The organism is Bradyrhizobium sp. 613_E4_N2_2, assembly GCF_052075995.1.
Lineage (GTDB): Bacteria > Pseudomonadota > Alphaproteobacteria > Rhizobiales > Xanthobacteraceae > Bradyrhizobium > Bradyrhizobium barranii.
The window spans coordinates 6,259,587-6,272,295 of sequence record NZ_CP197234.1; the positions used below are offsets into that span (position 1 = coordinate 6,259,587).

Sequence of the window (12,709 nt, forward strand, 5' to 3'; positions counted from 1 at the left end):
CCCGGTCGCTCTCGTCAGTTTTGACGCAAGCCTACCAGCAAGTGTAGCCGCCATCCACCAGCACGATGCTGCCGGTCATCAGGCTCGCGGCCTCCGAGGCCAGGAACAGCACGACGGAGGCGATCTCCTCGACCTGCCCCATCCGCGCCATCGGGGTTCCGCCGATCCAGGCGTCATACATTTTCGGGGTGCTTTTCACGAAAGCATTGAGCGGCGTGTCGATATAGGTCGGCGCCACCGCGTTGACGCGGACGCCGCGCGCGCCCCATTCGGCGGCCAGCGACTTGGTCAAATGGTGCACGCCGGCCTTGGAGGCGTTGTAGAAGCACTGCTCCTGCGGCTTGTTGACGATGAAGCCCGACATCGAGCCGACATTGACGATGGCGCCGCTCTTGGCCTTCAGCATGTGCTTGCCGAATTCGCGGCAGCACCAGAAGGTGCCGTTGAGATTGACGTCGATGACGTTGAGCCAGTGCTCGTCGGTGACGGTCTCGGCCGGCGTCTCGCTGCGGGCGATGCCGGCATTGTTGACGAGGATGTCGACCTTGCCGTGGCGGGCGACGAGGTCGGCCGCGACCTCCGCCACGCGCTTCGTGTCGGTGACATCCATGATCGCCGTCTCGACGTCAAAACCCTTCGCCTTCAGGGTTGCCTTCGCGCTGTCAGCAACCTTGCTGTCGCGATCGCCGATGATGACCTTCGCGCCGGCCTCGGCCAGCGCTTCCGCGCAGGCAAGGCCAATGCCTTGCCCGCCGCCGGTGATGAACGCGGTCTTGCCGCTCAGCTTGAATTTTTCGAGGTACATGGTGGTCTTTCCGTTTCTTGCCGTCTCTTGCCGTTTCTTGTCAGCCCCGAAGCGCGTTGCCGCTCTCGTCGAAGCGATGGATGCGCGCGGGATCCGGCACCAGCGACACGTGGTCGCCGGCATGCAGGCTCAATTCACCGATGTAGCGCGCCGTCAGCATGCCGAGCGGTCCGGCATCGACATAAAGGAAGGTGTCGCTGCCTAGATGCTCGGCGACCGCGATCGTTCCCTGCCAGCCGCCGGCACCATCGCGCTCGATCTTGAGATGCTCCGGCCGCACGCCGATCGTCGCCGCCCCCTTCTGCAAGGCGTGCTCGCCAGTGACGAAGTTCATCTTCGGCGAGCCGATGAAGCCGGCGACGAAGAGATTGGCGGGCCGCTCATAGAGCTCCAGCGGCGAGCCATATTGCTCGATCTTGCCACCATTGAGCACGACGATCTTGTCGGCCATGGTCATGGCCTCGACCTGATCGTGGGTGACGTAGATCGCGGTGGTACCAAGCTGCTTCTGGAGCCGTGTGACTTCTATCCGCATCTGCACGCGCAAGGCCGCGTCCAAGTTGGACAGCGGCTCGTCGAACAGGAACGCCTTGGGCTCGCGAACGATGGCCCGTCCGATCGCGACGCGCTGGCGCTGGCCGCCGGAGAGCTCGCGCGGCTTGCGATCGAGATAGGGCGTGAGGTTCAGTGTCGCGGCCGCCGCCTCGACCTTGCGGTTGGTCTCGTCCTTGGAAAGCCCAGCCATCTTCAGGCCGAAGCCGATATTGCCGCGCACGCTCATGTGCGGATAGAGCGCGTAGGACTGGAACACCATCGACAGCCCGCGCTTGGCGGGCGGCGTGTCGACGACGTTCTTGCCGTCGATCAGGATCTTGCCGCCAGACACGTCCTCGAGCCCGGCGATCAGGCGCAGCAGCGTGGTCTTGCCGCAGCCGGACGGTCCCACGAACACCACGAAGGAGCCGTCCGCGATCTCGAGATCGGCGCCCTTGATGATGTGAACGGGGCCGAAGGATTTCTGTACGTCCTGAAGTGTGATCTGACCCATGATCCGCCAGCCCCTTTACTTCACCGCGCCGAAGGTGAGCCCGCGCACGAGCTGCTTCTGGCTGAACCAACCGAGGACGAGAATGGGCGCGATCGCCAGCGTCGAGGCCGCCGACAGCTTTGCCCAGAACAGCCCTTCCGGGCTCGAATAGGAGGCGATGAACGTGGTGAGCGGCGCGGCGTTCGAGGTCGTCAGGTTGAGCGTCCAGAACGCCTCGTTCCAGGCCAGGATCAGATTGAGCAGCATGGTCGACGCCAGCCCCGGGATCGCCATTGGCGTCAAGACGTAGATGAGCTCGCGGCCGATGGTGGCGCCGTCCATGCGCGCGGCTTCGAGGATGTCGCGCGGGATCTCCTTGAAATAGGTGAAGAGCATCCAGATCACGATCGGCAAATTTCCGAGGCACAGGATGAAGACGAGGCCGATGCGGGAATCGAGCAGGCCGAAGGTCTTGAAGATGAGATAGATCGGCACCAGCACACCGACCGGCGGCATCATCTTGGTCGAGAGCATCCAGAGCAGGATGTCCTTGGTGCGCTTGGTCGGTGCGAACGCCATCGACCAGGCCGCGGGGATTGCGATCAGCAGCGCGATCAAGGTCGAGCCGCCGGCGATGATGATCGAGTTCATCGCGTGGTGGAAATAATCGCTGCGCTCCTGCACGGTCGCGTAGTTTTCCGTGGTCCAGTGGAAGAACAGGAAGGACGGTGGAATGGCGAAGGCCTCTAACTCGGTCTTGAAGCTCGCCAGCACCATCCAGAGGATCGGGAAGAAGATCAGGAAGCCGAAGAACCACGCTCCGATCGTCGAGACCACCACCCGCTGCGTCGTCGCCATCCGCGCCATGTTTCAAGCCTCCAGATTGCGGCCGACGATGCGGACGAGGAAGAAAGCGACAACATTGGCGATCACGACCGCAACGAGGCCGCCTGCGGAGGCGCTGCCGACGTCGAACTGGATCAGCGCCTGCGAATAGATCAGGAAGGCGATGTTGGTGGTTTGCAGGCCCGGTCCGCCACCGGTGGTGACGAAGATCTCCGCGAACACCGTGAGCAGGAAGATAGTCTCGATCAGGATCACCACGGTGATGGGACGCGCCAGGTGCGGCAGCGTGATGTAGATGAAGGCGGAGACCGCGCTGGCGCCGTCCATCTCGGCGGCCTCCTTCTGCTCCTCGTCGAGCGATTGCAGTGCGGTCAGCAAAATGAGCGTCGCGAAGGGCAGCCATTGCCAGGCGACGATCAGGATCACCGCGAACAGCGGCGCGTCGGTGAACCAGTCGATCGGTGTCAATCCGACCAGCTTGGCGAGCCAGGCGAACAGGCCGGAGACCGGGTGCATCAACAGGTTCTTCCAGACCAGCGCGCTCACGGTCGGCATCACGAAGAACGGCGCGATCACCATCAGCCGCACGATGTTGCGGCCAATCACGGGCTGATCCATCAGCAGCGCCAGGGGGATGCCGAGCAGGATCGTCAGCGCCAGCACCGAGCCGACCAGCACCAGCGTGTTCTGGAGCGAGGCGAGGAAGGCGGGATCGGTGAGGAAGTAGCGGAAATTCTCCAGCCCGACGAACGCCTCGGAGCCGGGATCGAGCAGGCTGTAATGCAGGGTCGAGAAATAGATCGTCAGCGCCAGCGGAACGATCATCCAGATGAACAGCAGCCCGACCGCAGGCGTCAGGAGCGAGCGCGCAAGAAACTGCGTCTGCCGGGTTGCCATCCTTGGCGTCTCCGCTGGGAGGAAGAAGGCGGCCATCCATTCGGGGCTGGCTGGTGGATGGCCGCCAGTTTGAGCTCAGGAGGGAGAGCTCGGGTTCACTTGATGTAGCCGGCGCGCTTCATCTCGCGCTCGGTGGCGGACTGCGCCGCGGCAAGCGCGGCATCGACCGTCATCGATCCCGCGAGCGCGGCGGAGAATTGCTGGCCCACCTGCGTGCCGATGCCCTGGAATTCGGGGATCGCCGCGTATTGCACGCCGACGTAAGGCACCGGCTTCACGGTGGGCTTGTTCGGGTCGGCAGCATCAATCGAGGCCAGCGTCAGCTTCGCGAACGGCGCGACTTTCAGATAGTCCTCGTTCTGGTAGAGCGAGGTGCGCGTGCCCGGCGGCACGTTGGCCCAGCCGTCTTTCGACGCCACGAGCTTGGTGTAATCCTTGCTGGTGGCCCAGGCGATGAACTTTTCGGCGGCTTCCGTCTTCTTGGAGCCGGCGGGGATCGCGAGGCTCCAGGCCCACAGCCAGTTGGCGTTCTTGCCGAGCCCAGTGTTCGGCGCCAGCGCAAAGCCGACCTTGTCGGCGACCTTGGACTCCTTCGGATTGGTGACGAAGGACGCCGCCACTGTCGCGTCGATCCACATCGCGCACTTGCCGGCGTTGAACAGCGCCAGATTCTCGTTGAAGCCGTTCGAGCTCGCGCCGGGAGGGCCGGCCTCCTTCATCAGATTGACATAGGTCGTGAGCGTCGTCTTCCATTCCGGCGTGTTGAACTGCGGCTCCCACTTCTCGTCGAACCAGCGCGCGCCGTAGGAATTGGCCATGGCCGACAGGAACGCCATGTTCTCGCCCCACCCGGCCTTGCCGCGGAGACAGATGCCGTAGGTGCCGGCGCTCTTGTCGGTGAGCTTCTTGGCGGCGTCGATAACGAAATCCCAGGTCGGCTTTTCCGGCATCTTCAGGCCGGCCTTCTCGAACAGGTCGGTGCGATACATCACCATCGAGCTCTCGCCATAAAACGGCGCGGCGTAGAGCTTGCCGTCGACGGAGACCGCGTCCCTGATCTTCGGCAGCAGGTCGGCGATGTCGTAATCGGCGCCGAGATTGGCGAGCGGCACCAGCCAGCCCTTCTTGGCCCAGATCGGCACCTCATAGGTGCCGATGGTCAAAACGTCGAACTGGCCGCCCTTGGTGGCGATATCCGTGGTGACGCGCTGGCGCAGCACGTTCTCCTCCAGCGTCACCCATTTGACGGTGATGTCTGGATTTTTCTTGGTGAATTCGCTGGTCAGCCCCTGCATTCGGATCATGTCGCCATTGTTGACGGTGGCGATGGTCAGGGTCGTTTCGGCCATCACAGGGACGGCCAGCAACAGGCAAGACGCGCCGCAGACGGCGCCGAGGACGTGTTTCACGGTGACCTCCCTAGGATCGCGCTTCTGAGCATATGCCCACGCGTTGGGCGTATGTTCGGCCGAGGTACATCGCTTGTCAAGCAGGCGCGCGGGCGTTCCCGCAACTTATGAGTGCTGCGGTGCGGGAGGGCCGGAGCTTTTCCTCCGCCTTCGCTGTCATGCCCCGCGAAAGCGGGGCATCCAGTACGCCGTGTCGTGGGTTGGTTTTGCTCCGGATAGGCCGCGGCGTACTGGATCATCCGCATTCGCGGATGATGACATTGGCGCAAGTGGCTGTAGCGCCCGCCCTACCGCTCCAAAATCGCCCTTGCCGTCGCCTCGTCCGTGATCAGGCCGTTGATCAGGTGCCCGTTCAGCGCGGCCGAGATCGCCGGCACCTTGGCCGCACCGACCGCGGCGCCGATCGTCGTGGTCTTGGCCGGCACCTCCGGCGGAATGCTGGTGAGGCGCTTGTTGGTACCGGCCTTGAGCAGGCGGCCCTTGGAATCATATGCCCAGCCGGTGATTTCGCCGATCGCCCCCTGCCGCATCATCTCGAACAGTTCGTCGCGGGTGACGAAGCCGTCGATGTGGATTTGCGCTCTCTGGTCCATCTGGCCGATACCGACGAGGCGCAAGTCCGCCTTGGCCGCGACCGCCTTGACCTTCGCGATCGGCTCGATCCGCACCATCTTGTTGCGCTCGTCTTCCGACGACATCAGGAACGGCAGCGGCATCGGATAGTGCCGCGCACCGGTGCGGTCGGCGAGCCGGCCGACAGTGTCGTAGAAGCTCGCCGAACCGTCCGCGGAGATGTTACCGACCAGCGAGACGATCTGGTGGTTGGGCCGGTCGATCGGCGTCACGCGCTCGACCGCGGCGCGCACCGCCCGCCCCGTGCCGAGCGCGACGATGACGGGCGTTTCCGACCGCAACGTCGAATCCAGCAGATTGGCGCAGCGTTCGGCGATGCCCGCCGTGGCCTGCGGCGCGGCAGGGTCAGCCGGCACCACCTCGCAATGGCTGAGGTCGAAGCGCGCCTTCAGGCGTGCCGCCAGTTCCATGCAGGCGGCGATGGGATGTTCGAGACGGAATGTGATGAGACGCTCGGCGAGGCACAGCGAGACCAGCCGCTGCGCGGAGGCCCGCGAGACCTGGAGCATCTTTGCGATCTCGTCCTGGGTGTGACCGGCAATGAAATAGAGCCAGCCGGCACGCGCGGCATCGTCGAGCCTGGACTTTTCGTTCTCGACGGCCATGGCGGCCTATGCCTCCCAGAATTCGCTCATGTGCGCGAAGACCCGATCGGCCCCGGCGCCGGACAATATAACCTGGCCGTCGCGCCCGCGATAATGGCTGCCGCCGACAAATCCCCAGACGGTCATGCCGGCAGCCTTCGCGGCCAGCACGCCACTGACGCTGTCCTCGATCACCAGTGCGCGCGCAGGGAGCGCGCCCATTTTCTCCGCCGCGTGGAGAAAGAGATCCGGCGCGGGCTTGCCGTGCGTGACCATCTGCGCCGTGTAGATCCGGTCGCCGAAATGGGGCGCGAGACCGGTCACCCTCAGCGACAGCGCGACGCGGTCGAGATCACTCGACGAGGCCACGCAACTCGGCACGCGCAGTCCGGACAGGACGGTATCCGCATCGGGAATCGGATGGAGCGCCTTCTCGAAGGCGGTCAGTACGCGCGACTTCAGCCGGACGGGAAAATCGGCCGGCATCGCCTGGCCGAGTTCGCGATAATGTTGCGTGACCGCGCTCGTGCTTCGTCCGAGGAACAGCTCGAGCGCCTGCGCGAGTGTCAGCGAAATCCCAAATCCGGACAGCTCGTCTACCAAGCACTGGCAGCTCAAGAGTTCGCTGTCGACGAGCACGCCGTCGCAGTCGAAGATGACGAGATCGGGCCTTTGCCGGCTTCGGTCCATCCGGCCATTCGATCATATACCCATGCTTTGAGCAATAGTTCACCCGGTGGAGGACATATGCGGATTCTCCGGGGTCAATGGGCGACCTGTCGATAGATCGCCGGCAACGCCGCAGGCAGTCGACGGATGTTGCCGACGATGGCGTAGCCGCTGCGGCCGAACAGCGTCGGGACGTAGGATTGCGCCGTCGCATCGACCGTCACGCCGAAGACCGCGATGCCGAGCCGCCGCGCCTCCTGCACGGATTTGCGGGTGTCCTCGACCGCGAAGCGGCCCTCATAATGATCGACGTCATTCGGCTTGCCGTCGGTGAGGACGAGCAGTAGCTTCTTGCGCTGCGGCTGGCGCGCCAGCTCGGCCGAGGCGTGACGTACCGCGGCACCGATCCGTGTGTAATAGCCCGGCTTCAGCGCGCCGATCCGGCGCTCGATCGCGCCACTCATCGGCTCGCCGAAGGCCTTGACCGTTTCGAGCCGCACCCAGGAACGCCGGCGCGAGGTGAAGGTGAGGATGCTGTGGTGATCGCCGCAGGCCGACAGGCCGTGCGCAAGCACCAGCAGCGCCTCCTTCTCGACGTCGAGCACCCGATAACCATCGACCCAGGCATCCGTCGAGAGCGAGACATCCACAAGCAGCGTGACGGCAAGATCGTCCCCTCGCGGTCGCATCGCCCCATGGACGCGATCGAGACCGCCCCCGCCACTTCCGGCGCGGAGATCGCACCGCGCACGCACGAGCGCGTCAAGGTCGAGGTCGTGCCCATCGGCTTGGGCGCGCATCAATTCATGACGCGGCCGCAACACCTCGAAGCGGCGGCGCACCTGGCGGATGTGCCGACGCATGGCGTCATCGGGCATCCAGCCCTCACCCAGCTCGGAGGCCGCACCCGCGAGCACGCGGCAATGATCGGGCAGATAGGAGCCGCTGCGATAATCCCATTCGGGATAGCTCAGGTCCGCGTTCAATCGCGATACATCGAGGGCTTCCGGCGGCAGGTCGAGATCGAATTTGAGCCGGCTCGCCGGCTTGCCGCTACGGCGGCTGAGCGTGATCTCCTCGAGGTCGTCGGCTGCCTTCCGCGCGTCCTCGTCCTCACTGTCGTCAGCCGGGCGGTCGACATTGATCATCTCGGCCATCGCGAGAATCTTTTCAAAGCGATTGAGTACGAAAGGATCGCGGCGATTGGTACCGTCCTCGCGCTCGCGGACGGCGAAACGCTTGCGATCGTCTGATGGCGCTGGCGCAGCGGTCGACGCCCAATCGTCGTCGCCTTCATGTGCGGGCGACAGCTCGCGCGTCCAGCAATCGCCCCAGAGCGGGCATGGCAGGATCGAACGGTAACCCGGCGGCGCCTTGTCCGGCAGTGGCCCCGTCCCCATCATCGCCGGCCACAGCTTTCCCACCGGCGGCGTATCGGCGCCGAGCAGAGTAAGCACGATCTGCTCCATGTCCTGCTCGATGCGCGGCAATGGCCGGTGCGGCCGCGCCATGGCCGTGGCCGCGGCCAGCCGGGCGTAGTCCTCGGCAAGGCCGGGACATTCCGTCAGCACAAGCACCGCGACTTCGCTGGTCCGGCGCAGCGTCAGCAGATCGCGCCGCAGCGGATCGGCCTCCGCGATCACTTCGACCGGTGCAAAGGCAAACCACGCGGCCAGCCACCGGTACAGCGCAGCATTCAGCCCGCGATCGGCGAAGATCGCGATGTTGTCGGGCAGGAAGATCGTCGCGGCATCACGCCCGGGTTGCGCGAGCCGCTCGTCGCCAAGCCCGATGCGCTGCCGCCATCCGAGCCGATGCCCAGTCCGGCGGGCACTCGCGCTCGCGATCTGCACGCCCGTCTCCCCGCCAAGCGCGCGGAACATGATCGCGATCCGGCCGCGCACCTCCGCGAGCGATACCGCGTGTTCGGCATGGACCGGATAGCTCGCGGTGCCGCCGACCAGGCGATGCCAGGCGCGGCCGACGGTTTCTTCAAGCTCGAGGAAATCGAGCATCGCATCACCCTCAGGAGATCACGGCGCGTGCGACGTAGAGCAGCGCCGCCTTGACGTCTGCATCATCGGTGAGCGGTTCGATCATGCCGGCCAGCACCGCATCCGTAATTGAGGCTCCGGCCGCAATCAGGGTGGCGCAATAGACCACGAGACGGGTCGAAACGCCCTCCTCCAGGTCGTGCCCCTTCAGCGCGCGCAGCCGGCCGGCCAGCAGGACCAGCGGCCGCACATAGTCGGGCGCGAGCCCGCTCTCGGCCGCCACCACCGCGATCTCCTGCTCCGGCGGCAGGAAGCCGAACTCGATGGCAACGAAGCGCTGACGCGTCGACGGCTTCAACGCCTTCAGCAGCGTCTGGTAACCGGGATTGTAGGAGACCACCAGCATGAAGCTCTTCGGCGCGACCAGCTCCTCGCAGGTCCGCTCCAGCGGCAGGATACGGCGGTCGTCGGTGAGCGGATGCAGCACCACCGTGACGTCCTTGCGCGCCTCCACGACCTCGTCGAGATAGCAGATGCCGCCTTCCCGCACCGCCCGTGTCAGCGGACCGTCGGTCCATACGGTGTCGCCGCCCCTCAGCAGGTAGCGGCCGGTAAGATCGGCGGCGGTGAGATCGTCGTGGCAGGCGACGGTATGAAGCGGCAATCCCAGCCGCGCCGCCATGTGAGCGACGAAGCGCGTTTTGCCGCAGCCGGTCGGTCCCTTCAACAAGACCGGGAGCTGATGCCGCCAGGCGTGCTCGAACAGCGCGCATTCGTTGCCGCTCGGAACGTAAGCCGGGAGCACGAGCGCGGGTGCCGACAAGGCGTGAAGTGCTGCTGTCATGGTTTTTCTCCGGAAATCATTCGGGAAAGGCGGCCGCGACTTGCGCGGCCGCCTTGTGTTTATTCGGCCGGTTGCAGGGCGCCTGGGATAGTCGCCTGCTTCTCGCGGCCGGGCACCAGCACCGCCCAGACGAACATCAATGCTGAGATCGCGACGAACACGCCGGAGCCGAGCCGCACCCAGTAGAAGAAGGCAAGCTGGTCCTGCACGTCCATGTAACTCTGGCCAAGTACGCGCTGGAGATGGACCTGAATCACGCCGGCAAAGGTCAGCGCGAAGGTCATGGTCATCATCGCCGTGCACATGATCCAGAAGCTGGTCATGCTGAGCCACTGGTTATAGGGCGCACGTCCCTTGATTTGCGGGATCGCATAAGCCATCACCGACAGGTTCAGCATCACATAGGCGCCGAAGAAGGCGAGATGGCCATGTGCGGCGGTGACCTGCGTGCCGTGGGTGTAGTAGTTCACCGACGACAACGTGTGCAGGAAGCCCCAGACGCCGGCGCCGAGGAACGCCATCACCGAGCAGCCGACCGACCACAGCAGCGCGGCGCGGTTCGGATGCTTGCGGCCGGCCTTCCAGGTCATTTGCACCGTGAAGATCACCATGGTGAAGAAGGGTGCGACCTCGAGCGTGGAGAACAGCGAGCCGATCCACTGCCAGTAACCGGGCGCGCCGATCCAGTAGAAGTGGTGGCCGGTGCCGAGAATCCCTGAGAACAGCGCAAGGCCGATGATGACGTAGAGCCACTTCTCGACCACCTCGCGGTCGATGCCGTTGAGCTTGATCATCAGATAGGCGAGCACGGACGCCATGATCAGCTCCCAGACGCCCTCGACCCAGAGATGAACGACATACCACCAGTACATCTTGTCGACCGCGAGATTGGCGGGATTGTAGAAGGCGAACAGGAAGAAGATCGCGACGCCCCACAAACCGAACAGCAGGATGTTGGTGACCGTGGTCTTGCGCCCCTTCAGCGCCGTCATCGTCACGTTGAACAGGAACATCAGGCAGACGACCACGATGCCGACCTTGATTATGAAGGGCTGCTCGAGGAATTCGCGGCCCTCATGGTAATGGAAGAGATAGCCGACCACGGCCACCCCCGCCGCGCCAAAAAACATCCAGAACTGGATCTTTGCGAGCAGCGGGCTGTACAGCTCGGTCTCGGTTTCCTCCGGTAACAGGAAGTAGGTCGCGCCCATGAAGCCGATCAGCGACCACACGATCAGCGCGTTGGTGTGGATCATCCTGACGATGTTGAACGGCAGCAGCACCGACAGCGTGTTGGGCAGAACGTAGATGGTCCCGGCGAGGAGGCCGAACAGGACCTGCGCCAGGAACAGGGTCAGCGCGCCGTAGAAATACAGCATCGCGACTTTCTGGGTCTGATATTTCATTTCGGGTTCTCTCTGTCTTGAAAGAGGCAAGGCCTTGAAGGAGGCAAGGCCCTGAAAGAGGAAGGCGTCAGCCGGCCTTGTTCGGCGGCCACTCCTGGCGCTTGATCTTGCTGGTCCATTGCAGGAAGTCGGCGAGATCGTTGAGCTCCTGGTCGGTGAGATTGAACTGCGGCATCTGGCGCCGGCCCTCCGCGCCCGAGGGCTGTGACTGCATCCAGGCCTTCAGTGTCTCGCGCGCCGCGGCCGGATCCTCATTGCCGCCCCAGCGATCCCAGACATTGCCGACTTCAGGGGCGAAATACGCGCCCTCGCCCAGCAAGGTGTGGCAATTGATGCAGGAGTTCTTCTCCCAGACATGCTTGCCGCGCGCGACCGACGATGTCAGCGTCGTCGCGTCCGTCGAGGTCGTCGCCATATAGTAGTGGCTGTGCGCCGTCAGCCCGATGAAGATGGCGAAGAAGAAAGCCGAGCCGCCGTAGAAGACGTTTCGCGCCGCCGACTTGGTCAGGCGTTCAGCCATTGCCAGTCCTTTCCGTTGTGAGTCCAGTAATGAGGAGCAGTGATGCTGTATCTTGCCGATCGGTGCCGACGGGTCTTTGTTCGGGCGCAATGAGCGCTGCGTTGGCGGCGTCAGATCAATGCGACGACGGCGGAGGCGAGCCAGGCGAACAGCACGACGATGAAGATCCATGCGCTGACGAGGCCGCGCCAGAGCGCCGGCACCGCCCGAAGGTCCATGAAATCGAGCGCGATTCGGCGGCCCTTGATGGCGGCAAGGACCAGGAGAAGTGCATTGGCGAGCAGCGGACGCGGCATCAGTGGCGGAAGCAGGATCGTCGCGAGCGCGAGGCCGATCAGCACGAGCCAGGTGATGTCGAGACGGCCGGGCATGATCAGCGCACCAGATAGAGGATCGGGAACATGACGATCCAGACCAGATCGACCATGTGCCAGAAGGCGGCGCCGGTCTCGACGCCCGAGATCTCGGCGCGGCGGCAGACCACGGCAAGGATGATGATGCCGAGGCCAACATGCAGGAGATGGAAGCCGGTCAGGAGGAAGTAGAGCGTGAAGAACGGGCTGGTCTCCAGGCCGATCCCGCGACCGATCTCTTCGGCATATTCGGTCAGCTTGATCGCGATGAAGAGGCCGCCGAGCGCCATGGCAATCAGTAGCCAGCGGCGCGAGGCCTGCTTTTCATTGGCGCGCGCAGATCTGGTCGCCCTCGCCGCGGCCCAGCCGCTGGTCACCAGCACGATTGTGTTGAGGCCGGCGAGATTCGCGTTGAGCGCCGCCTGCCCCGCCGCGAACACAACGGGATAGATCGCCCGGGCAACGACGAAGGCGCCGAGGAACAGGCCGAAGGCGACGAGCTCGCTGAAGATCAGCACCCAGATCATGGGATCGCCGGGGAGATCTTCCAAGATTCCCCAGCCGGTTCCCTGTTGTTCGCAATCGGCCGCAGACATCGTCTTTCCGGATCAGGACACCGGCCAGACCTAGCTCAACCGTCCAGTTCGGAATTTGTCGCAGGACAAACTGGGGGGCCACCGGCGGAGATGTTTGCGCCGACGCAACGTCTCGCTCGCCGGAGC

At 64.3% G+C, this 12,709-nt stretch carries 13 protein-coding genes; all 13 read right to left on the bottom strand.

The genetic code is table 11. The features are described 5' to 3' along the window. Nucleotides 1–31 precede the first annotated feature (31 nt). Nucleotides 32–805 carry an SDR family NAD(P)-dependent oxidoreductase gene (locus AB7290_RS29910; RefSeq protein WP_085399427.1) on the bottom strand — a complete coding sequence of 258 codons (774 nt, stop codon included), beginning with the start codon at nucleotides 803–805 and terminating at the stop codon, nucleotides 32–34. 40 nt (nucleotides 806–845) lie between these two features. Continuing rightward, on the bottom strand, nucleotides 846–1,853 hold the full coding sequence (locus AB7290_RS29915; RefSeq protein ID WP_085399426.1) for an ABC transporter ATP-binding protein: 1,008 nt from the start codon (nucleotides 1,851–1,853) through the stop codon (nucleotides 846–848). Between the two features lie 15 nt (nucleotides 1,854–1,868). Beyond that, nucleotides 1,869–2,699, bottom strand: a complete 831-nt coding sequence (locus AB7290_RS29920) for a carbohydrate ABC transporter permease (RefSeq protein WP_085399425.1) — start codon at nucleotides 2,697–2,699, stop codon at nucleotides 1,869–1,871. 3 nt (nucleotides 2,700–2,702) lie between these two features. Further along, on the bottom strand, nucleotides 2,703–3,575 hold the full coding sequence (locus tag AB7290_RS29925) for a carbohydrate ABC transporter permease (protein ID WP_085399441.1): 873 nt from the start codon (nucleotides 3,573–3,575) through the stop codon (nucleotides 2,703–2,705). Nucleotides 3,576–3,670: 95 nt separating this feature from the next. Beyond that, entirely contained in the window at nucleotides 3,671–4,924 is a 1,254-nt protein-coding gene (locus AB7290_RS29930) for an ABC transporter substrate-binding protein (RefSeq protein WP_441254555.1), read from the bottom strand. Nucleotides 4,925–5,271: 347 nt separating this feature from the next. Further along, nucleotides 5,272–6,222 (bottom strand): sugar-binding transcriptional regulator, encoded by a 951-nt coding sequence (locus AB7290_RS29935; protein ID WP_085399423.1) that lies wholly within the window; start codon nucleotides 6,220–6,222, stop codon nucleotides 5,272–5,274. A gap of 6 nt (nucleotides 6,223–6,228) precedes the next feature. Next, a complete protein-coding gene (locus AB7290_RS29940; protein ID WP_085399422.1) occupies nucleotides 6,229–6,891 on the bottom strand; it encodes an HAD family hydrolase in 663 nt (220 codons plus the stop codon). Nucleotides 6,892–6,965: 74 nt separating this feature from the next. Continuing rightward, complete coding sequence (locus AB7290_RS29945) at nucleotides 6,966–8,885, bottom strand: nitric oxide reductase activation protein NorD (protein WP_085399421.1); 1,920 nt, start codon at nucleotides 8,883–8,885, stop codon at nucleotides 6,966–6,968. 10 nt (nucleotides 8,886–8,895) lie between these two features. After that, complete coding sequence (locus AB7290_RS29950; RefSeq protein ID WP_085399420.1) at nucleotides 8,896–9,708, bottom strand: CbbQ/NirQ/NorQ/GpvN family protein; 813 nt, start codon at nucleotides 9,706–9,708, stop codon at nucleotides 8,896–8,898. 59 nt (nucleotides 9,709–9,767) lie between these two features. Beyond that, nucleotides 9,768–11,114, bottom strand: a complete 1,347-nt coding sequence (locus AB7290_RS29955) for a cbb3-type cytochrome c oxidase subunit I (RefSeq protein WP_085399419.1) — start codon at nucleotides 11,112–11,114, stop codon at nucleotides 9,768–9,770. A 67-nt stretch (nucleotides 11,115–11,181) separates the two neighbouring features. Beyond that, nucleotides 11,182–11,634 carry a c-type cytochrome gene (locus AB7290_RS29960; RefSeq protein ID WP_085399418.1) on the bottom strand — a complete coding sequence of 151 codons (453 nt, stop codon included), beginning with the start codon at nucleotides 11,632–11,634 and terminating at the stop codon, nucleotides 11,182–11,184. A 110-nt stretch (nucleotides 11,635–11,744) separates the two neighbouring features. Further along, nucleotides 11,745–12,005 carry a cytochrome C oxidase subunit IV family protein gene (locus tag AB7290_RS29965; RefSeq protein ID WP_085399417.1) on the bottom strand — a complete coding sequence of 87 codons (261 nt, stop codon included), beginning with the start codon at nucleotides 12,003–12,005 and terminating at the stop codon, nucleotides 11,745–11,747. Between the two features lie 2 nt (nucleotides 12,006–12,007). Next, on the bottom strand, nucleotides 12,008–12,583 hold the full coding sequence (locus tag AB7290_RS29970) for a cytochrome c oxidase subunit 3 family protein (protein ID WP_085399416.1): 576 nt from the start codon (nucleotides 12,581–12,583) through the stop codon (nucleotides 12,008–12,010). Between the last annotated feature and the right edge of the window lie 126 nt (nucleotides 12,584–12,709).

Coding starts and splice junctions, on each gene's coding strand:
- AB7290_RS29910 (WP_085399427.1), bottom strand. CDS start 805: ATGTACCTCGAAAAATTCAAGCTGAGCGGCAAGACCGCGTTCATCACC.
- AB7290_RS29915 (WP_085399426.1), bottom strand. CDS start 1,853: ATGGGTCAGATCACACTTCAGGACGTACAGAAATCCTTCGGCCCCGTT.
- AB7290_RS29920 (WP_085399425.1), bottom strand. CDS start 2,699: ATGGCGCGGATGGCGACGACGCAGCGGGTGGTGGTCTCGACGATCGGA.
- AB7290_RS29925 (WP_085399441.1), bottom strand. CDS start 3,575: ATGGCAACCCGGCAGACGCAGTTTCTTGCGCGCTCGCTCCTGACGCCT.
- AB7290_RS29930 (WP_441254555.1), bottom strand. CDS start 4,924: ATGGCCGAAACGACCCTGACCATCGCCACCGTCAACAATGGCGACATG.
- AB7290_RS29935 (WP_085399423.1), bottom strand. CDS start 6,222: ATGGCCGTCGAGAACGAAAAGTCCAGGCTCGACGATGCCGCGCGTGCC.
- AB7290_RS29940 (WP_085399422.1), bottom strand. CDS start 6,891: ATGGACCGAAGCCGGCAAAGGCCCGATCTCGTCATCTTCGACTGCGAC.
- AB7290_RS29945 (WP_085399421.1), bottom strand. CDS start 8,885: ATGCTCGATTTCCTCGAGCTTGAAGAAACCGTCGGCCGCGCCTGGCAT.
- AB7290_RS29950 (WP_085399420.1), bottom strand. CDS start 9,708: ATGACAGCAGCACTTCACGCCTTGTCGGCACCCGCGCTCGTGCTCCCG.
- AB7290_RS29955 (WP_085399419.1), bottom strand. CDS start 11,114: ATGAAATATCAGACCCAGAAAGTCGCGATGCTGTATTTCTACGGCGCG.
- AB7290_RS29960 (WP_085399418.1), bottom strand. CDS start 11,634: ATGGCTGAACGCCTGACCAAGTCGGCGGCGCGAAACGTCTTCTACGGC.
- AB7290_RS29965 (WP_085399417.1), bottom strand. CDS start 12,005: ATGCCCGGCCGTCTCGACATCACCTGGCTCGTGCTGATCGGCCTCGCG.
- AB7290_RS29970 (WP_085399416.1), bottom strand. CDS start 12,583: ATGTCTGCGGCCGATTGCGAACAACAGGGAACCGGCTGGGGAATCTTG.